Raw genomic sequence first — 17,705 nt, forward strand, 5'->3', positions numbered from 1 at the left:
TTTTGTGGTTGAAGCACCCGGAGGGACACCGGGTGCTTTTTTTAATCATTCTCCTTTATACTGGTAGGTCAGGCAAACGACCTGATTGTCTATAACCCGGTGTCCGGTCAGTTCCCACTTCGACCCGAAAGTCTTGCCTATAAACTTCATACCGTCCCCAAGCATGACCGGAACGATATACAGCGTTATTTCATCCAGCAGGGACGCTTCAATCAGCGAGGTTATAAACTTACCCCCGCCAATGACCTGAATATCCGTTTCCGAACTTGATTTAAGTTCATTGATTGCCCGTAAGGGCATATCGGTAAGAAAGGTTACATTCTCCTTTTCGGTCACATTGGTGTCGTAGTGGGACACTACAAAAGTCTTTTTACTTTTGTACGGCCATCCGCCCCAATGTTCAAAAATACAGGTATAGGTATTCGCACCCAGCAACAGGTAATTTGTAGTTTCGTATTCCTTATTCAGTAAGGTTCTTACATTTTGGGGCATCCAGTCCAGTTCATTGTCCGGCGTTGCGATAAACCCGTCAAGAGATACAGCGATGTTCGCTTTTATTTGCTTCATATTATCAGGTATTAAACAGTTTATAACCCTTATTCAAACTGTCCGCCAATATCTAAAAAGTAGCGTGAACTCACACTGTTCCACTACGAGGTACTGGCATACCTAAATGACGAAACAGGCAAGCCCACGCTATGTTAAAACATAGCATAGACATTGCGCTGAAAATCTCGTCATTTTTGAAAAGTGCCAGTTTTCGTAGTGAGATATTCTGCGAACGAATATGTTATATATAAAGGCGAAATCACAGGTTACTGTTCAATCGCCGTTATTTTCTTATGTAACTTTTGCAAAGTTAGCCAAATCCCTGAAAACTTCGGCATACAATAAAAGAAATCCTGCCTTATCTCACGACAAAACAGGATTTAAAGCCATTAGAAAAGAAAAAATTAATCGGTTTTCTCACGGATTAACTTGTGTACATCCGTTGCTCGGTAATAACATCTACCGTCCAACATAAGGAAAGGGAGTATTCCCTTTTTCCGGTAACGGGTCAGTGTTCGGGGGGCTACTTTCAGAAGCAGGCACAAGTCCTGATTATCCAGTAGTTCTTCCCCGTCCAAACAATTACGCCCGTTTATCACTTTGTCTATCTTCTTGTCCTGCATATCGAACCTATCCATGATACGTTCCATCCATGCAGTAAAATCATCTTTATCTATATACATAAGGCTGTCTGATTAAATTATACCAATCATAAAATAACTTTGGTTGGACGGGTCTTTAATGATAATATCCCGTTCCCGCATGAAGCGGATATAGCTTTTTGCGGTGCGTTCTTTCACGTCCAAAATCTGCTGTATCTGCTCGCACAGGTCTATGTAGGTTATATGCTCCTGCCTGCCGAACACGTCACGGGCAACCCCGACCAGTTCCTTTTCCTTGCGCTTCTCTTTTTCCTCACGGGTCTTTTCACCCCTGTAAAGGTGCATCCCGGCTACCTTGTCCCACGAAAAGAGCATCAAGGGAACATCCAACGGGCTGCCGTCCCTTACTTTCAGGGCTTTCACCACAGACATAGCCGGGTCTTCGTCTTTTTCTATCGAGAGGATAGCAGCCGCTTTGCGTTGAAGCTCCGAGCCTAAATGCCCCCGCAGTTTCAATCCGTTGGGTATGAAATGCAGCACGCAGATGATGCAGGTCTTATATATCCCTGCCAGTCGGTAAAGTTCATCTATGATTGCCACGCTTTCCGCTTCATCATTGGCACATCTTACAAGGTCTGCAATGCCATCTATCACTACCAACTGAATACCCCCATATTGGAAATAATACCTGTCCATGCTCTGAACAATGGCGTGCAGCCGTTCTTTGCGGGACATACCCGTAAGGCAGAAAGCCTTAAATTCATCCGGCTTGTCGGTCTGTTTCGCCCTCTTTATCAGGTTGGTTACATTCTTGAACAGTTGTACTTCCGATTGTTCCGTATCGTAAAGCAGGACGGCTTTATGTTTCGTATTCTCACTCACATTGATACCCAGCGTATCAATCTGAATATCCGCCGGACGGATTGAACCCGCCACCAGTGCAGCCACATAGTTACTTTTCCCTGTTCCCTCTCCGCCAGTGATGCAGCACAAGTTCCCCTGTGTTCCCAGTGGAACGTCACCCGCCGAAATAATTTCCTGCGCTTTTGCCGGAGGATTATTAAAATCAATCTCACACGATTTAAGCATAGTCATTGTTTCATTATAGATTGTATCTAAGAAGTCGATAAATAGTTTGATGAAATTTTCCCGGCTGTTGCCCGCCCGGAAATAATCGGAAATGTCCTTTTCCGATTTTGTCCCCTGCAAAGGGAGAAGCAACCGTTTCACACCGTATTCACAGAGTTGTTTCTCATGCTTTTTTGCGCTTTCCACTCCGGTAGCATCCATATCGTAAAGCAATATGATATGTTTAAACCGGAATGTAAGTTTATAAATGATGTTCGGCGGAACAGTTACCGTTTCGCTATTGAAGCAAATCGCATGGAAACCATGCGCTGCCAGTGACATGACATCTTTTTCCCCGCCCGTAATAAACAGGGTATCGCCTTTACTGGGTAGCTGTTCCAGCCCGAAACAATAGCTTTCGCCAATGTTTCCGCCATATAGAAAGCGGGTCTTGGAAAACGGTCTGTACAGTTTGATGAAACGTTTGTTCTTATACCCGTAAATGGGTTCTTCCTTAGTGGAAGAATAAGAAAACGGATTGCCATCTGCATTTTCACTTTGGAACTGAACCACTGAACAGACTTTATACTGTTCCAGTATTTCAGGGGTAATGCCGTATTGTTGCCAGTATTCCAGTTCGGAAGCGGTAAGTTTCCTCTCCTTGAATGTGTACGGTCTGCCAGTACGTTCTACCGGAGCAGGCACAGGCTTTTCCGGTTCTTTGAATGTTTTAGGTACAGGTATGGGATTACCCTCTGAAAGTCCCAGTGACAAATCCCGGTCTATAATCCGCAAAATTTCTATGAAACTGCTTGAATTGTTACAGTCCAGCCCTTTGAGCATACCCACAAAAAAGAAGCAGTCGCCGGAATAATCGTCATTTCCGAAGTCTTTCAGCTTATAACTGTTGCTACGGCGGTCAAAATAGATGTTACAGGACGCTTTGCTGTCCTCATACAATGGATTAAGGAAATTACGACCGACCCGCCACGTGCCGGGAATATAATGTTTAAACACGTTCAGACCGTTATTTGTCCTCTCTAATATTTCGTCTTTCCTTAACATATAGCTTGTGGTTGGTTATCAGGTTACGCATACATTCGTCATTGCTCTTTATCAAACGGCTTTCCAGCAACCGTTTTATTTCACCGATTTTATAGAAATTGCGTCCCCTGATGGTAGAGTAAGCGATTTCTCCTTTGGAACGAAGCCGTTGCAGGGTGCGGTCGCTGATTTTCAGGAAAGTACATACTTCGTAACTATCCACCCAAATATCATCCTCATTCTCTTTGCAGTCGTCCTGACGGGAAAATACATAATTGGCAATCACATTGATTTTTGCCATCAATTCCTTAAAGGCTTTTGTTTCTACTGTTATTACGTCCATTTTATTAACTAATTGATTTGCTGCAAAGTTGGACGGTTCGGGGAAATAAAAAGCCACAGGCGAACCCACCTGTGGCGAAATAAAGTTTGTTAATCGGATAAGGTTTACTCCTGTTCTTCCATCCGGCGCAACAGTCGTTTTTGCAGGGTGTTCAGGTAATGTGTCCGGTCATTTGTCCGGGATTTAAGTTCCATGTAGGTATGGTAGAAATCACCTAAATCTATGTCGAACATATCTTCAAAGCAAGATACAATATCCTTTATATCAACCGTTCCCTTATTGAAATCGCCATTGGTATAGAGTGCGTAGATAAGTTCCACCAATGCCCGTTTTGTCCCCGTCCACCGGAGCAGCTTCTTTATATTCCCGTTTTTGACCTGCTGGCGTTGGAAACGCCGTTCAAGTTCATTCAATCGGTTGGTGAGGTAGATGGCAAACAGTTCGATGGCTAAAATTTTGGCTACCTTATAATCATAACTGGTGCTGAACTGTGGGTCTGCTTCATAATAGAAATTATCTATAAGGATATGAATGTCAGGTTTCCCACGCAGGAAATATTTATGGTCTAAATAGGTGGCTTTTGTCCGGTAATACTGGTAGAAACTTATATTACGTTGGAAATGCGCCAAAATCCGGTCGGTTTCCGCCATAATGAACTCCTTTTGCCTTTCTTCGCTGCCGTTCGGAAAACGCAGTTCAAACTGGTAAACCGTATTGTAATAGATAATTTTACTTGCTATTATTGGCTTTTGCTCTTTGAAGAAATAAATTTCTTCTTCCTTGCTGGTGAAAGAGTAGGAAATGATAAAGGCTTTCAGTTCCCCTATGATTTCTTGCAGGTAGTCAATGACCTGTTTGCACAGGCTGAAAGGGTCGTTGTTGTTATCTTCAAAATCCTGTATCTGTAAATCCACCTTTTGCAAAAGGTCGGTAAAGTATTCGTTCAAATTCTGTTGTCCCATAATTAATCGTTCCTTTATTAATCGGGCGCAAAGTTACAGGCTTTAAATCGCTGTTTTATTCTTCATTTTTCACATTCTATTCTTCATAGCGTGCATTATTTTGTATTTTGCGCTTTTCTTCTTATTTCGCCGGGAGTATCGAGCAGGTAATCCTTGCAGAAGTCGTTCAGGTTCGATGTGGATGAAAACCCGGTGGTGAACGCTACTTCGGTCAGTGTATAGTTCGTGTTTTTCAGGTAGTGTGCCACGTCTTTTGCCCGTTCTATCTTTACCCACTGGCTTGTCGTGTACCCGGTCATTTTCTTTAACTTCCGCCGGAACGCCCCATATTCCATGCCGCACGCTTCCGCCAGCCTTTTGGCATCATATACTTTATACCCTTTCATCCGCACCATTTCGATGAACGTCTGCTTGCCCAGTTCCGGCAGCATACGTTCGGCATGGCGCAGCTCCTTTTCCGTTATCAGCAGGATGCTGTCTTTTACCGGATGCAGGCGCAGGCGATGGAAAGCGTAACACACCGTATTATATACGTTGCACAGGTATTGCCGCCCCGGTCGCATCCAGTGCAGCGCATCGCAGTACGCCAGCAGTTCGGGTACATCGTCCCTGTGGCGGTGCTGTTCCGCCAGTTCGTCCAGTATTTGGTAATGCGTGATAGAAATCCCCAGCAATATGACTATCGCCTTATAATCCTTACAGGCGGCGATGGTCGGGACTTCCGGCAATGCTTTCAACGTGTCGCAGACGTACCCGCACAGTTCACTGTCCTTGCTGAACGGTTCCAGTTCCAAGTAGTTATCCATGTTCCGGCTGTTGTGCTGCAACCACTTTATTTTATCATCCAGTTCCTTGACACGCCGTACCAGTTCATTACCGGGATTGTTTGCCAACAACAGTGATGTAATCCGTTTTTCCATATTTAATAACTGTATTTTTTTAGCATATTATCCAACAATCCATAACCATGCCTTTTTAATGAACAGCCATATTATATAAAGGAGCATGCCGCCGAGCACCAAGAAGAATCCACGGAAGAAATAATCCTGAATACGTTCCCAAACGGTAAATTCATGCTTAGGCATCATCGTTTCGGCAAGTTCCTCAAAGGATTTGCAAGCGAAAATCGTTTGCCGGAAATCGTCCACGCTGTCCCAACATTCTTCCCGGAACCACCGTGTCTTGGGGTATCTCTCCGCTATCCTCTCTTGCAATTGGCGCAAGGAGAAAGGTTCGGGGTTATCTTCATATTCCGTTTCGTAACTAATCATCCCCGTACTCATTCCCGTAAAGCCGTGTATGCCTTTCCATCCGGTCATGTAGGAACGCCGGACGGTGTACTTTGTCCCGGTGGAATCTATCACTATATCGCCATTCCACCCCTTGCACTCTTTCAGTAGGGCAAGCTGCGTTGTTTTGTTCTCTTTCCAAAAGGTATAAACCATATTTTCGTCCGGGCTGAACTGGAATATGGGGTATTTCAATGTCGCTTTCATACTTTACTGATTTCTATGAATCTTATTTATAATCTGTTACTTATTTGAATATCAACATATATATTCCTATCCCTGCCAAGAGACCCCATCCCGGAAAAGTATATATTATCCATATGGGGATAATCCTGTTCCACTTGTTGCCTTTGTATTTCAGCAGTATGGCGGCAGTCCGCTTCCGGGTGTACCGCAGGTAAAAGGGGATAACGCAAAACAATGTATCCAGACAAAGAACCATTAGTCCGCCTTGCAGTTCCGTGAAATTCTTCCGCGAAAAGTAAGAATCTGTCAAAACATTGTTTACATAGATGCTTAGAAATAGCAGCATAACATCGAAAGTGGCGGCAAACACGCAGCAAGCACTGAAACGTGGCGGGTCGTTGTGCTTCTTGTAGGTGACATAAAGCCTGTAATACAGATAGTCGAAGAAACAATAGCTGTATTTCTTCGTACTGCGCTTTGAGTTCATTTGCTCAAAACGGCTGCGGGGTTCGTTTGTGACTTTCATTTTGTCTTTATGCCAATGTTAAGCGGGAAACGCTGTAAGCGTTAGCCTGCTTCGTTAGTAACTTCATTATTTCATATCAAAAGCCCCTATCATTTGGGCTATCATATCAATGTATGGTAACATTTTTACGACTTGAATATTATCAAGGCTTTTATTTCCGCCCAATGCTAATGCAGGAACATAGCCGTAACATTCATCTTCGGCAGGTAGTCCTAACCTCTCTACCAGTTTAGAGAAATCAGAAATATTTATTTCAAATTTTCTTTTCAAACATCCCTCTGATGCTATATAAAGACTAAATAATAAATCCATTCGTGAAGTTACAATATCCCAGTCACCGCTTCTTACATTAATAAAGATAACGTATTCCTGATTTTGGCAAATGTCTTTAACCCATACAAATATATCCCCAAACGCAGTTGTCATAAAAGGTAGCAAGTATTCAAAATATTTTTCTTTGTCTTCGATATATGTATCTACAAAATCCTGATAATCATCAGGTGGTACAATACGAAACAGACCATTAGAAAATATACCCAAACCAACTTCTTGCCATAGGGTAATCAACTCTTTAGGGGCTTTGCTGGCATACTTTACAAGAAAAGCGTCATCCGCTACCTGCCTTGCGCAGTTTATGTTCTGATTTAAAAATTCTTCGTACATAATATTTATGCTCTAATTGTTACTAATGGGCAAGCGGGGAACGCTTTGCTGTTATCCTGCGTTATTAATGTCATTTCTATTCTCGTCCCAGTGCACCATATCATAAGGATAGTATTGTAGTCCTTTCAGACTACTATCGTCCAATCCTAATATCTTGACTAATGCACCGCTTTCAAAACTCCAATAACCGAAATGGATAGATGCTGTTTTGTGATTATCATGCCACCCACAATCCGAATGTCCTCTGTACCATTCCTTTGAAAGATAAGTTTTCAAGCGGTTTACAGCTTTTTCCTTATCTTGCTTCGATAATAAAATAACATCCTGCAAGCCCTTGTAAGGTCGAATATCTACGAAATCATTCGTTGATATATCCCATGCAGGTATTTTATATCGAATAAGAAAATCAATTAAAAAATCTTTTAATCCTTGCGCTTTTACTAACACTGTCATTTTTTCAAATTCAGATAAAGGCGTGTTCAACATTATGCCACAAGAAAGCATCCATATCATTTGTACATAACCGCCAATCTTATTCCAACCCTTATCCATATAATCAATCAATGAACGGTATTCGGGTATAAGATTGTGAATCGCTTCCCCTTTAGAATATAAGGCGATAAAAACTGCCTTTTGTTCCTCGAAGATACTGTATGATATGTTAAATATTATATCATCATCGACAGGATGCCCCAATATTTTTTCTTGCTCTAACTCTCCTAAATCCTTTAGTTCTTCCGAAATAAAAGCCCTTTTCATATCAATTAGTGATTGATATTTTTCTGCTGTATTTAACTTGTCTCGTACTTCCATTATGGTGCGCTTTTTTAATGTTAATGTATAGCAGGGAACGGTTTGCCGTTATCCTGCGCTGTTAGAAACTAAATTCTTTTTTTCCTTTTAAGTATATCCGATAACCATTCAGGAATGAATTTCTTAGCTCGTGGATATTTCTCAAAATCCTCACTGAAATCACTATCGAAGAAGGACTTTTGCAGAACTTTATCCCTCGTGTTATAAGCAAACTTTATATCCATTGTAATTTCTCTACCTATCGTTATTTTACATAGATAAAAAGCTCCCTCTTGCGAACATAAGGAATACATCAAATCTTTCAATTCTCCCACTTTTCGGGAAAGATACATTGAAATATTTATGTCAAGGTTAAATTTGACAAGTTCATTTCCTTTATAATAGAAAACTTGGGTATAAGAAGCAGTTCCAACATGATAAAAATAGAAATCACTTTTAGTCCAATGGGTAATATCCATTATTTTGACTAAAATTCCTTTGATGTCATTCATGCGGGAACGACATTCTGCATTTTCTTTCCAAATATTTGGTTGAGTACGATACTCCTTAATATTATTCCCCGAAAAGTATTGGGCAGATACTATTGAAGTGGTGGGAGGATATGGCAATTTATCGTTGAAAAAAGCTATTCTGATACAATCAGTCAGATACCAATTCCAAAATTCTTTATTACGGTCGTGATTGATTGCGTCTAAAGCGACAGCCCCACCGTTATAGGCTAAACTTGCAATAAAAGCAGTGTCCCATGTGTCAGGGTTCTGTAACGCTTCTTCATCCGAAACACATTCTTCCATACCCCCACTTGTAAGAACATCGTATGCGGCATGAACGGCAGTCATACCCGCAAACATTGCCATAATATTGTCCTCTTTGTTATAATCTTGAACGAACACTTCTAAATGTTCGGCATTACCTAACAACTCTTTTTCATTTATCTGCCCTAATAGAAATTTCTCCGACTGTTTTATCAATCCGATTATTTCAGTATCATTCTTGAAAAAATCATTCCATATCGGATATACTTTCAATGCGCATGAAATGCTTATTTTCCCAATGACGCATGGCTCATTGATTGTTTGCAGTATCTCACGTCTTATAGATAAAGGCAAATGTCCATTGATTGAATGATTTACTTCATTCAACCCCTTTCTTATCAATGAATTTATGGCTTCACTATATTTCATGCGCACTAATTGTTTCTAATGGCTAAGCAGGGAACGCTGTAAGCGTTATCCTGCATCGTTATGAACTCATTTAAAAGATATAAGCCTACTATCTTCATTGTCAGAAGAAAGCAGTTCTAATAATTGATTGAAGCTATTGCAGAGTAAGTCTGCTGAATCTTCAAATTCAGGTTCTAAGCCATAATAAATTTTACCATAGTTTTCTGTTGACAAATCAATACATAAATACTGATATTCTCCCTCGACTGCTATAGCAATGGGAATATGTATATTCCAAAAATTACAGATTTCATTACAGGCTTCTTCATCATCTCCAAGTGCTTCGAGACTCATCATTTCATATTCATTCCAACGGAATCCACTGTCACTTTCTCCGTTAAAATCTTCAATGGAATTAAACCAAGCGTTATCGTCTTTATTCGTGATAAGCTGAAATTCATTCAGGAATTTCAAATAATCTGTCGGCAGGTTATTGTATCGCTGCAAAAAGTCAGAAGATAATTCATTAGCTTCTGTTCTTTCTTGTACGACAAATCCTCTATTTCTCAATGCTTCAATCATATATTAGTTTTTAATTGTTCATAATGTTTAAGCGGGGAACGCTGTAAGCGTTATCACGCTTTGTTATCCATATGTTCATGCCGATGTTTCCCATTCACGTAGAATGAAATGATTATTTGTTTCTATTAGGTCATATATTAAGCTCCAATCTTCTTCATATATATATTGACAATATTATCCTTTATATTGCAATCCAATATAAAATAATCAAAATCATCTTCTAACAATATAATCTGTGATTTTTTGAAACTATTGAAGTCAAGTTTTATTTGAGTATTCAAAAGGTTCAAGAAATCATCAACGCTGGCTACACAAGTTCGATTGCAAAAATAATACATAATATATGCTTCTCGTGTAAGATTTGCATATCCCTTTGTTTTTATTCTATTCATATATTGAACTATTTATGGATAATGGTTAGCAGGGAACGGCTTGCCCGTTATCCTGCGTTGTTAGCATCATATTTAACTATCAGCAGAAAGCGACATCTCCAGTTCCTACTTCGATAATATCATATTTGCCATTATCGACCTTTATCTTAATACCACAACCATGTTCAACGTCAAATTCAACTCTGAACTCTACTCCAAACAGTTCATCTTCATTTTGTTCAAACAAGACGAAAATGTTTATCAATTCTATATCTTGTACGTGTGCATCAATCTTGTAAGTATCTTTAGCCCATGCTATAATAGAATTATAAGCTCTACTATACCATTGTGGCATATTGTTTACAAAAGAAGCAATCTTTCCTTTATAATCTTCTGTCAGTTCTTCTTCTGATGCAGATAAACTATCTGATAAAGTGATACAAACCTCATCATCCAAGTCTTTCAAGAACACATACATTTCGAGGTCTTCATTAAAAATTATTTCTGTCGCTTTCATATCTTATTACTTTTTAGTTTGTTGATGCTAATGGTTTGACGGGGAACGGCGTTAGTCCGTTATCCCGGCTCGTTAATATTAAGTTTACTTCTCTTGATAGATTGTTTCAGAATACAATTCTGTTGAAAGAATAATAGAGTTTAATTCTCCATTGGGCTTATATTCAAATGAATGTTGTAAAGTTGCGTGTTCAACTCCATTTCTATCAAATTGTCTTATTACTATTTTTTGCAGACTATTATTCTCATAGAAATAAGTTTCTTCTCTGCTTCCACGAAATCCAACCGAGTACATTTTTTCAATTTTATTATTACTTCCATATTGATAATGGCAAACATTTATAAGACGTTTACTATTATCATATGCAATGGTTTTCATAAAATCTTTCTCATAAAACAAGAAAATATAATCGAATTGGTCTTTAAGTTCACAACCTTCTCGAACTTCTATAATTTTATTTTCTGCATTAAAAGAATAAGTGTATAAATTATTAGTCGTTTTAAGAGTTGATACATTTCTGACAATTTTCCCTTGTTTAAAACCACCTCTTTGGTAAGAATATGGGGCTATCTCATAAAACTCACCTTTATAATTTTCCACCTTTACAACATTCTTTTCTATTTGTTTTTTCAATTCATCAAAAAGACTTTTCGATGAATTAAACTCTTCTTTCAATCTATCAGGTATCATATTGCTTCTTTTAATATTAATGGTTAGAAAGAAGCATCGTCAGATGCTATCTTTCGTTGTTACTAACTTATTTATAAATCTTAATCCGGTGAATAAACATCCAATCCCGATAAGCGGATAAATAATGCCGCATAAGACCGCAAGTATATTCAACCCTCGTTCATCTCCTGCGAAACCGTCCAAACCGACAACTTGCAATAATAGGTTTGTAATTTGCCAAGCCAATAGATTTTGGTCTATACAGATAAAGGCAAGCCACAAAAGTACAGAACAACATTCCATGCCGAACCATAACATGATAGCTTTGGGGTGACGGAAATATAGCTTACAGACTTTGTAGATTATCAGCATATCTAAAACCACCAGCGCACCTAATAAGCTATATTCCATAACACCATACATTCCGAACAGCCGTCCGAAGCCTAAGCCGCTAAAAAAGAATGTTATCGCTATCAGCAAAAGGCTGAAAGCTGTCAATGATAGTATGGATTGGACTGTTTTATTCATTGCACTATTGTTAGTAATGGGATGTAGATAACTGACCGTTAGGGAAGTTTATCTACTTGTTACCAACTTAATTATTCACTTTCAGCAGCTTCTTGAAGATAATCTTCAATATCTTCTGGGTTGTTTAACTCTAAAGCCCTTTGTGTATTCGAAGCATCAGGCGGCATCAATTCTACATTTATCAGAATATTCTTGCGTGATTGGTTTTGCGCAAACAATCCCTCGCTATCAAGAATTGACATTGCTTCTACCATTGCCATTATCCTGAAATCCAACTCTTTTTCCCATGCTTCATCATTCAGATTATCAATGTTTGTCCTATGTTCAAAAAGTTGTTTAACAGCATCGAAATATTCGTTATCTCCAAAAGCATAATAGGGAGAGTCTGCATAAGACCACTTTACATCTTGTGCGTATGTTTTGGAATATTTTTGTGATACTCTGTCTAATACTTCCCAAGACCATGCGGAAATAATGGGAGCAAGACCTTCTCCAGTTGTCAAAAGCGCACAATAATAGAAATGTTCTCCATTGCTAAACAACTTTTGGAAAGCCATTCGTGTGGCTTTTGTTATTGCTGCTGTAAGTTTTTCTATTTCCTTATCCATAATGCTACTGTTGGTAATGGGATGCAACTTGCCGCCGTCAGGCGGTACAGGTGCTTGTTAGGCGATTATTTAATCACGATTTACCAAAGTCATACTTTTTAGGATTATAAATTGAATTAATAAGCAAAGAAGCACTTTGGGCAATATTGCTATTCGTTGACTTTGCTAAATCTTCAAACAAAGAAATATTCTGTTGAATTAAATCTATTGTACTTCTCTGCATGAAATTTCGGTCTATGGATTTGAATGTTTTTATGTAATCGGCATCCATTGTTCCGTCAAAATCTCTATCAAAGAGTTTTGATTTAATTATCTCATATTTCATCAGATTACCTTTGGTTGGATTATAATTGGTTGCAATATCGACCTGCATATTATAATTTGCAGCTTCAAAAAGCACATTTATGTTTTGTAATAATATATTTTGATTCGATTTGTCTTCCATAAGCAAACAAATATAGAATTTAAGTCCCCAAGGGGTAATTCTATACAGTGTGTCCTGACATTCAAGCCTATCAATCACGTATTGATAATCCGACATTTCAGCAGTATTGTTGAACATCTTTATAAAGATGCCTTTTAAGCCGATTGAATTGGTTTCATATACCGTGGCAAATCTATTCCACGGAAAATTGTTCATGCACTTTAAGAAATTCATAACATAATATTTTTTTGTTTTACTATTTTGCGCCTAATGGGATGCAGCTTACCGCCATTAGACGGTACAGGTGCTTGTTATCAACCTATTTAGTAAATACTTACTAAAACTCCAGTTTGAGAGTTCAATGCTTTTTCATAAAAGGTTTTCAGATTGAAGAACTCTTTTTTCAACTCTTTTTTTAGTTGTTCCTCATTCTTCTTTACCCAAATATTGGGATATATTTTATCTTTTCTGAATTTAGACAAATTCATTTCCGTAATAAGCGTATCTATATCCACTTCATTCAGTGCTTTTATGATAGTATGAATTTCATATGGAGCAGTATATGCTATAAAACTCTCACAATCAAGAACGTGTACACCAACAACAGCTTCGCTTAAAGGTTCTCCTTCAATAGGCTCTTGTGCAGACTTATCAGTTAATAAAAAGTGAAGTCCATCCCATAACTTGTCAATACCATAAGATATGGTTGTTTTCTCCTCTCCGTAATTTTCCACTGCTTCAAATAAATTATCGTTATCAGATAATATATTCATTGTGTTTTCATCTGTCAGCATGTAAACTCCTAACATTCCCATAATTATTTTCTATTTTATTGTTGATAATGTCCAGCAGATAACCTATTGTTTGAGTGGTTAATCTGTTTGTTATCAATCTATAAGTGTTTATCCCATATTTTATAATTATCATTACCAACAAAACCAGAAACACAGTCCAATAAATCATCTATATAATTTAGTTTACTTTCATCACTTTCTTTCCCAATATAAAAATTATGAAGTCGAAGAAGAGTATCATAAGCCTTTTGTTGCTCTCCTCCTTCGGCACAATATTGGGCTGTAACAATAAACCCTTTTTGAAATAAATTGTCTTCCCAACTTGTATATTCACCAAGTTCGTATTCGCAAATATCTCTTATCTTATCATATAGTATTCTCTCTTCCATCTTATTGTTGATAATGGCACGGAAATATGCACCGTTTAGGTGCTTAATTTTCATGTTCAAGACAGTTTTACCCGCCTTGCCTTGTTACATATTATATAGAACTTCAATTTTTAACTGCTGTTTCCGGCAGAAAGAGGTGTAAAGTTCACGCTTACACCTTCCTTGTTTTATTACTGCTCTTATCTGTATTTCATTCATTTTTTGTTCTCCTTTCTTCTGTTTTATGGGATTTTTCTGTATTTGTTCACGGCAGGGCATAGCTATCCCATGTTGCTATCATGCCGCTTTTCGTCTGTGTATGTCGCAATGCTCCAATACAACCGTATATGTTGTGCCGCCACTTGCTACCGTTGTGTGACTGTAAACTCTCATTTGTCCGCAGCACTCGCAGAAATACGGGTTTTCATACTCGCTTTCTTCCTGCTGCAATTTGGCTTCCTCAATCTCGCTTTCATCCCGTCCGAAGTATTCTTCCGGCAAATTACCTTTGTTGGAGTAGAAGCCGTAATACCTCACGATGCGGAAGTAACGCAGGGGAACGTGTTGCAACAATCGGGGGAAGAACTCACGATAGTGCAATGTCAGTTCCTTTTCTACCGGATTTCTTCTGTCGGGCGAGTTCAGGTAGTCACGATAGCGGAATGAAATGTTTTCACCATCCATTGCCGTAATCTTATACTCACTCAAACACGCTCTTTTGGAATATCTGCCTACATATTGTATCACCTGCTCCGGCATTTGTATCGGCGGCTCCAAATGCACAATCCAATCCTTTTTGTTCGCCACCTTTTTGATGAAGCCCATAAACTCCATGCGATCACGAAAATCATGTTCCAGTCTGCCCGCATCGAACAGTTCTATCAACGCATTTTCAAACTTGTAGCGAAACACCTTACAGATAGAGGGGATATGTACATAGTCACGTTCGGGAATGACAATCTTTCCGTTGCTGTCAATACCACCCCACGACATAATCATGTGCGTGTGTACATGAAACTGCTTCGTTTCCCCGTAGGTATGTAACACGGCAATCACTCCGGTTTTCAAGCCGAACTTATGCTGCATCCAGTCCTTAACAGTTTCAGCCGATGTGCGCATCAAGATATTCAATATTTCTTTCTTGTTGTGCTTCACCAAATCCAGTAATATATGCGGCAAGGTCATAACCACATGGCGGTGTGGCACTCGCAGCAACTTGTCTTTCATGCGTCCCGCCCATTTCAGCGTATCACGCCAACCGCATGACGGGCAGAAACGGTTCTTGCAGCTATGGTAGATTTCCCGTACTTCGCCACATTCGGGACAAGCATATGTATCTATGCCTAAAGCTGCTGTACGGCATACACGGATAGCGTTCACCGCCTTGTACTGTTCGGGGGTGATATACTCCGCCGGGTGCTGTGCATACTCGTCCCACCACCGATTGAAGAAATCCGATAAACGGTACTTCTTCGTGTTGTAACTGGCTGTATATATGCTATTTAACAAATCTACCATATTAGTGAGTTTATTTTTGTCCGCCTTTGACTTGCTGATATAAGTCGTTGATTTATAGTTGCTTTAGTTGTCTTGAATGTATTCAATAACCACACCTATGGTGTAGTTCCTATTTACTAATAAATTATACCTAATCATCATCTAAATAGTCCAGTGGATTAGGTATTTTGGCTTTGTGAGCATTTGATACGTGCAAATAAATAGCAGTCGTTTTTATATCATTATGCCCCATAAGTTCCTGAATAGTTCTAAGGTCAGTCCCTTGTTCCAGCAGGTGAGTAGCGAAAGTGTGACGGAGCATGTGCAGGTGTACCCGGTGCTTTATTCCGGCTTTTTGGGCTGCTTCTTTCAGTATTTTCACCAATGCACTGGGTGAATATTGTTCACCTGCCTGTTCGCCCTCAAAGAGCCATTTTTGCGGTCTGTATTCTTTGTAATAAACCCTTAGTTCGTTGAGTGCCTTTTCTGATAACAAGGAATATCTACATTTCTTTCCTTTGCCAGTTACCCTTATCAGCATCCGTTCACTGATAATATCTTTAGGGGTCAGGTTCAGAAGTTCACTTCGCCGCAATCCGGCAGAATATATCAATGAAATCATGCACCGATGTTTCCGGTTAGGTATCTGTGCAAAGATATTTTTCATTTCTTCCCGGCTTAACACTTCGGGCAAAGCCTTGTATTCTTTGGCACGGACTATCCCGCCATAGTATTGTCGTTTGCCTTTTCGGACTTTCTCATAGTAGAACTTGATTGCATTGATACGCATATTCTGCTGGGTAGCAGATATGTGTCGTTCCTTTACCATATAGAGCATATAATTATTAATATCCTCGACCGTCAGCAGGTCAAGTTCATGCCCTTTGTGGTATTCCATGAAGTCGCTGAAATAGATTTTATAGGCTTTTATGGTGGAAAGGCTGTATCGCTTTTGCTCCAACAGTTCCAAATAGCCTTTCGGTAACAGATATTCCCGCTTAGGTTTGGGATGCCGTACATATACACGGCTGTAATCAATGTAGGCGTGGGGGGAATAGCGGTCATAAAATGCAGGAAGCCGGAAAGCGGATGCCTGTATATAGGCACTTCCGTTTCCGGCTATTTTAATTCCACTATCTTCGGAAAGCAGCAAGGCAATAGCCTGATTATTTCCATAATCAATCCGTATATAGTCCTGACCGTCTATATTCTGCTTTGTCAGTACGATACTTCCCCGTTGTTTGTCTGCTTCCATATAGAACTGGTTTATAACGTTACAACTATCACTAATTAAATGATATTGCCAAAGTTATAAAACTATTCCGAAGAAAGTAAACGAACGTTTTCTTTTTATCTTTTTTTTGCAGAGAAAGTCAGATTTGCAAGGAATATGTGCCGGGTGGCACTGCCTAACATTTCAGTAAGGAGTAAACGGCATGCAGATGTTTGGCAAGTCGCCCGGTGTCCAATCCGCCGAGAAAGGACATTTCAAAAGACAACCCCATGTAAACCTGCCGGAACATGACTACCGCATCTTCTACATCCACATCCTTTCTCAACTCTCCGCTATCTATCGCACGTTGTATGGCAGTACGCCAATAAGCGTAATCACCCTCTGCAAGGTTACGGAGCTTCTCTTTTGCGTCAGGGTCGTATTGGAGCAGTTGAAACAGGAAATGAAAATATTGGGCGTGGTATGTGAATTTTCCTTGCTCCAACTTGTCTTTATCCGCACCTATCAGATTGCCCAGCATATCCATCGTCCGTTGCACGCCACGTACATATTCGTCTATAAATTCGGCAAACGTGCCGTTCGTTTCAGTGAATTTATTTCGTGGGTTTTGCGCACTGAACCAAAACTTATCCACTACGGCAATGAATAGTTCCTGTTTGTTCTTGTAGTATTTGAATATTCCGGCTTTCGACATTCCGAGCATCTTTCCAAGTTCCGCAAAACTGGCTTTCTCATAGTTCACGGACATAAACAGCTTGAACGCAGCTATCAGCAATTCATCACGGGTAATTTTCATTGTATGGTAGTCTTTTATATTTTCCAATCCCGAAAATAACATTTTATTCCCATACAAGCCACATTGTAGGTAATAGATTAACAAAAATAAATCAGCGAACGCCTAAGTA

Annotated in this window: 23 protein-coding genes; all 23 read right to left on the reverse strand. The window is 39.5% G+C overall.

Annotation, left to right across the window (positions count from 1 at the left end):
* Positions 1-45 precede the first annotated feature (45 nt).
* Positions 46-567 carry a dihydrofolate reductase family protein gene (locus QK890_RS02910; RefSeq protein ID WP_367627178.1) on the reverse strand — a complete coding sequence of 174 codons (522 nt, stop codon included), beginning with the start codon at positions 565-567 and terminating at the stop codon, positions 46-48.
* 386 nt (positions 568-953) lie between these two features.
* The gene (locus tag QK890_RS02915; protein WP_117988226.1) at positions 954-1,232 is read right to left on the reverse strand and encodes a helix-turn-helix domain-containing protein; all 279 of its coding nucleotides are present in this window, start codon (positions 1,230-1,232) and stop codon (positions 954-956) included.
* Positions 1,233-1,244: 12 nt separating this feature from the next.
* Positions 1,245-3,284: a bifunctional DNA primase/helicase gene (locus tag QK890_RS02920; protein ID WP_269098146.1), complete on the reverse strand. Its 2,040-nt coding sequence runs from the start codon at positions 3,282-3,284 to the stop codon at positions 1,245-1,247.
* Positions 3,247-3,675 (reverse strand): helix-turn-helix domain-containing protein, encoded by a 429-nt coding sequence (locus tag QK890_RS02925; protein ID WP_175413995.1) that lies wholly within the window; start codon positions 3,673-3,675, stop codon positions 3,247-3,249. Before QK890_RS02925 ends, QK890_RS02920 begins: the two co-directional genes overlap by 38 nt.
* A gap of 35 nt (positions 3,676-3,710) precedes the next feature.
* Positions 3,711-4,568, reverse strand: a complete 858-nt coding sequence (locus QK890_RS02930; protein WP_367627179.1) for an RteC domain-containing protein — start codon at positions 4,566-4,568, stop codon at positions 3,711-3,713.
* 95 nt (positions 4,569-4,663) lie between these two features.
* On the reverse strand, positions 4,664-5,488 hold the full coding sequence (locus tag QK890_RS02935; RefSeq protein WP_367627180.1) for a helix-turn-helix domain-containing protein: 825 nt from the start codon (positions 5,486-5,488) through the stop codon (positions 4,664-4,666).
* Positions 5,489-5,515: 27 nt separating this feature from the next.
* Entirely contained in the window at positions 5,516-6,064 is a 549-nt protein-coding gene (locus tag QK890_RS02940) for a hypothetical protein (RefSeq protein ID WP_032529712.1), read from the reverse strand.
* 40 nt (positions 6,065-6,104) lie between these two features.
* On the reverse strand, positions 6,105-6,569 hold the full coding sequence (locus QK890_RS02945; RefSeq protein WP_117963670.1) for a hypothetical protein: 465 nt from the start codon (positions 6,567-6,569) through the stop codon (positions 6,105-6,107).
* 66 nt (positions 6,570-6,635) lie between these two features.
* Positions 6,636-7,232, reverse strand: coding sequence for a T6SS immunity protein Tdi1 domain-containing protein (locus QK890_RS02950; RefSeq protein ID WP_367627181.1), 597 nt, complete (start codon positions 7,230-7,232; stop codon positions 6,636-6,638).
* 51 nt (positions 7,233-7,283) lie between these two features.
* Positions 7,284-8,045, reverse strand: a complete 762-nt coding sequence (locus tag QK890_RS02955) for a PoNe immunity protein domain-containing protein (RefSeq protein ID WP_367627182.1) — start codon at positions 8,043-8,045, stop codon at positions 7,284-7,286.
* 68 nt (positions 8,046-8,113) lie between these two features.
* Positions 8,114-9,229, reverse strand: a complete 1,116-nt coding sequence (locus tag QK890_RS02960; protein ID WP_367627183.1) for an Imm5 family immunity protein — start codon at positions 9,227-9,229, stop codon at positions 8,114-8,116.
* Between the two features lie 66 nt (positions 9,230-9,295).
* The gene (locus QK890_RS02965; protein ID WP_117963675.1) at positions 9,296-9,790 is read right to left on the reverse strand and encodes an SMI1/KNR4 family protein; all 495 of its coding nucleotides are present in this window, start codon (positions 9,788-9,790) and stop codon (positions 9,296-9,298) included.
* Between the two features lie 137 nt (positions 9,791-9,927).
* The gene (locus tag QK890_RS02970; protein ID WP_367627184.1) at positions 9,928-10,182 is read right to left on the reverse strand and encodes a hypothetical protein; all 255 of its coding nucleotides are present in this window, start codon (positions 10,180-10,182) and stop codon (positions 9,928-9,930) included.
* Positions 10,183-10,261: 79 nt separating this feature from the next.
* Positions 10,262-10,678 (reverse strand): hypothetical protein, encoded by a 417-nt coding sequence (locus QK890_RS02975; RefSeq protein WP_118477369.1) that lies wholly within the window; start codon positions 10,676-10,678, stop codon positions 10,262-10,264.
* 84 nt (positions 10,679-10,762) lie between these two features.
* Positions 10,763-11,368 carry a hypothetical protein gene (locus QK890_RS02980; protein ID WP_032529706.1) on the reverse strand — a complete coding sequence of 202 codons (606 nt, stop codon included), beginning with the start codon at positions 11,366-11,368 and terminating at the stop codon, positions 10,763-10,765.
* Positions 11,369-11,407: 39 nt separating this feature from the next.
* Positions 11,408-11,875, reverse strand: a complete 468-nt coding sequence (locus tag QK890_RS02985; RefSeq protein WP_118477367.1) for a hypothetical protein — start codon at positions 11,873-11,875, stop codon at positions 11,408-11,410.
* Between the two features lie 71 nt (positions 11,876-11,946).
* On the reverse strand, positions 11,947-12,483 hold the full coding sequence (locus tag QK890_RS02990) for a DUF4303 domain-containing protein (RefSeq protein ID WP_367627185.1): 537 nt from the start codon (positions 12,481-12,483) through the stop codon (positions 11,947-11,949).
* Positions 12,484-12,556: 73 nt separating this feature from the next.
* Complete coding sequence (locus QK890_RS02995; RefSeq protein ID WP_367627186.1) at positions 12,557-13,141, reverse strand: hypothetical protein; 585 nt, start codon at positions 13,139-13,141, stop codon at positions 12,557-12,559.
* An 89-nt stretch (positions 13,142-13,230) separates the two neighbouring features.
* Positions 13,231-13,722, reverse strand: coding sequence for a YfbM family protein (locus QK890_RS03000; RefSeq protein ID WP_367627187.1), 492 nt, complete (start codon positions 13,720-13,722; stop codon positions 13,231-13,233).
* 77 nt (positions 13,723-13,799) lie between these two features.
* The gene (locus QK890_RS03005) at positions 13,800-14,144 is read right to left on the reverse strand and encodes a hypothetical protein (RefSeq protein ID WP_367627188.1); all 345 of its coding nucleotides are present in this window, start codon (positions 14,142-14,144) and stop codon (positions 13,800-13,802) included.
* Positions 14,145-14,366: 222 nt separating this feature from the next.
* Positions 14,367-15,587 (reverse strand): transposase, encoded by a 1,221-nt coding sequence (locus QK890_RS03010; RefSeq protein WP_122119191.1) that lies wholly within the window; start codon positions 15,585-15,587, stop codon positions 14,367-14,369.
* A gap of 130 nt (positions 15,588-15,717) precedes the next feature.
* Positions 15,718-16,821: a site-specific integrase gene (locus QK890_RS03015; RefSeq protein WP_044300451.1), complete on the reverse strand. Its 1,104-nt coding sequence runs from the start codon at positions 16,819-16,821 to the stop codon at positions 15,718-15,720.
* Positions 16,822-16,975: 154 nt separating this feature from the next.
* The gene (locus tag QK890_RS03020) at positions 16,976-17,596 is read right to left on the reverse strand and encodes a TetR/AcrR family transcriptional regulator (RefSeq protein WP_032530281.1); all 621 of its coding nucleotides are present in this window, start codon (positions 17,594-17,596) and stop codon (positions 16,976-16,978) included.
* Positions 17,597-17,705 lie beyond the last annotated feature (109 nt).

The sequence above is a fragment of the Bacteroides sp. NGMCC 1.200775 genome (genome assembly GCF_040798045.1).
Classification (GTDB): Bacteria; Bacteroidota; Bacteroidia; order Bacteroidales; family Bacteroidaceae; genus Bacteroides; species Bacteroides hominis.

Coding starts and splice junctions, on each gene's coding strand:
- QK890_RS03015 (WP_044300451.1), bottom strand. CDS start 16,821: ATGGAAGCAGACAAACAACGGGGAAGTATCGTACTGACAAAGCAGAAT.
- QK890_RS03005 (WP_367627188.1), bottom strand. CDS start 14,144: ATGAAAATTAAGCACCTAAACGGTGCATATTTCCGTGCCATTATCAAC.
- QK890_RS02935 (WP_367627180.1), bottom strand. CDS start 5,488: ATGGAAAAACGGATTACATCACTGTTGTTGGCAAACAATCCCGGTAAT.
- QK890_RS02920 (WP_269098146.1), bottom strand. CDS start 3,284: ATGTTAAGGAAAGACGAAATATTAGAGAGGACAAATAACGGTCTGAAC.
- QK890_RS02950 (WP_367627181.1), bottom strand. CDS start 7,232: ATGTACGAAGAATTTTTAAATCAGAACATAAACTGCGCAAGGCAGGTA.
- QK890_RS02960 (WP_367627183.1), bottom strand. CDS start 9,229: ATGAAATATAGTGAAGCCATAAATTCATTGATAAGAAAGGGGTTGAAT.
- QK890_RS02985 (WP_118477367.1), bottom strand. CDS start 11,875: ATGAATAAAACAGTCCAATCCATACTATCATTGACAGCTTTCAGCCTT.
- QK890_RS02980 (WP_032529706.1), bottom strand. CDS start 11,368: ATGATACCTGATAGATTGAAAGAAGAGTTTAATTCATCGAAAAGTCTT.
- QK890_RS02945 (WP_117963670.1), bottom strand. CDS start 6,569: ATGAAAGTCACAAACGAACCCCGCAGCCGTTTTGAGCAAATGAACTCA.
- QK890_RS02995 (WP_367627186.1), bottom strand. CDS start 13,141: ATGAATTTCTTAAAGTGCATGAACAATTTTCCGTGGAATAGATTTGCC.
- QK890_RS02940 (WP_032529712.1), bottom strand. CDS start 6,064: ATGAAAGCGACATTGAAATACCCCATATTCCAGTTCAGCCCGGACGAA.
- QK890_RS02975 (WP_118477369.1), bottom strand. CDS start 10,678: ATGAAAGCGACAGAAATAATTTTTAATGAAGACCTCGAAATGTATGTG.
- QK890_RS02955 (WP_367627182.1), bottom strand. CDS start 8,045: ATGGAAGTACGAGACAAGTTAAATACAGCAGAAAAATATCAATCACTA.
- QK890_RS03000 (WP_367627187.1), bottom strand. CDS start 13,722: ATGGGAATGTTAGGAGTTTACATGCTGACAGATGAAAACACAATGAAT.
- QK890_RS02990 (WP_367627185.1), bottom strand. CDS start 12,483: ATGGATAAGGAAATAGAAAAACTTACAGCAGCAATAACAAAAGCCACA.
- QK890_RS02915 (WP_117988226.1), bottom strand. CDS start 1,232: ATGTATATAGATAAAGATGATTTTACTGCATGGATGGAACGTATCATG.
- QK890_RS02930 (WP_367627179.1), bottom strand. CDS start 4,568: ATGGGACAACAGAATTTGAACGAATACTTTACCGACCTTTTGCAAAAG.
- QK890_RS02910 (WP_367627178.1), bottom strand. CDS start 567: ATGAAGCAAATAAAAGCGAACATCGCTGTATCTCTTGACGGGTTTATC.
- QK890_RS03010 (WP_122119191.1), bottom strand. CDS start 15,587: ATGGTAGATTTGTTAAATAGCATATATACAGCCAGTTACAACACGAAG.
- QK890_RS02970 (WP_367627184.1), bottom strand. CDS start 10,182: ATGAATAGAATAAAAACAAAGGGATATGCAAATCTTACACGAGAAGCA.
- QK890_RS02965 (WP_117963675.1), bottom strand. CDS start 9,790: ATGATTGAAGCATTGAGAAATAGAGGATTTGTCGTACAAGAAAGAACA.
- QK890_RS03020 (WP_032530281.1), bottom strand. CDS start 17,596: ATGAAAATTACCCGTGATGAATTGCTGATAGCTGCGTTCAAGCTGTTT.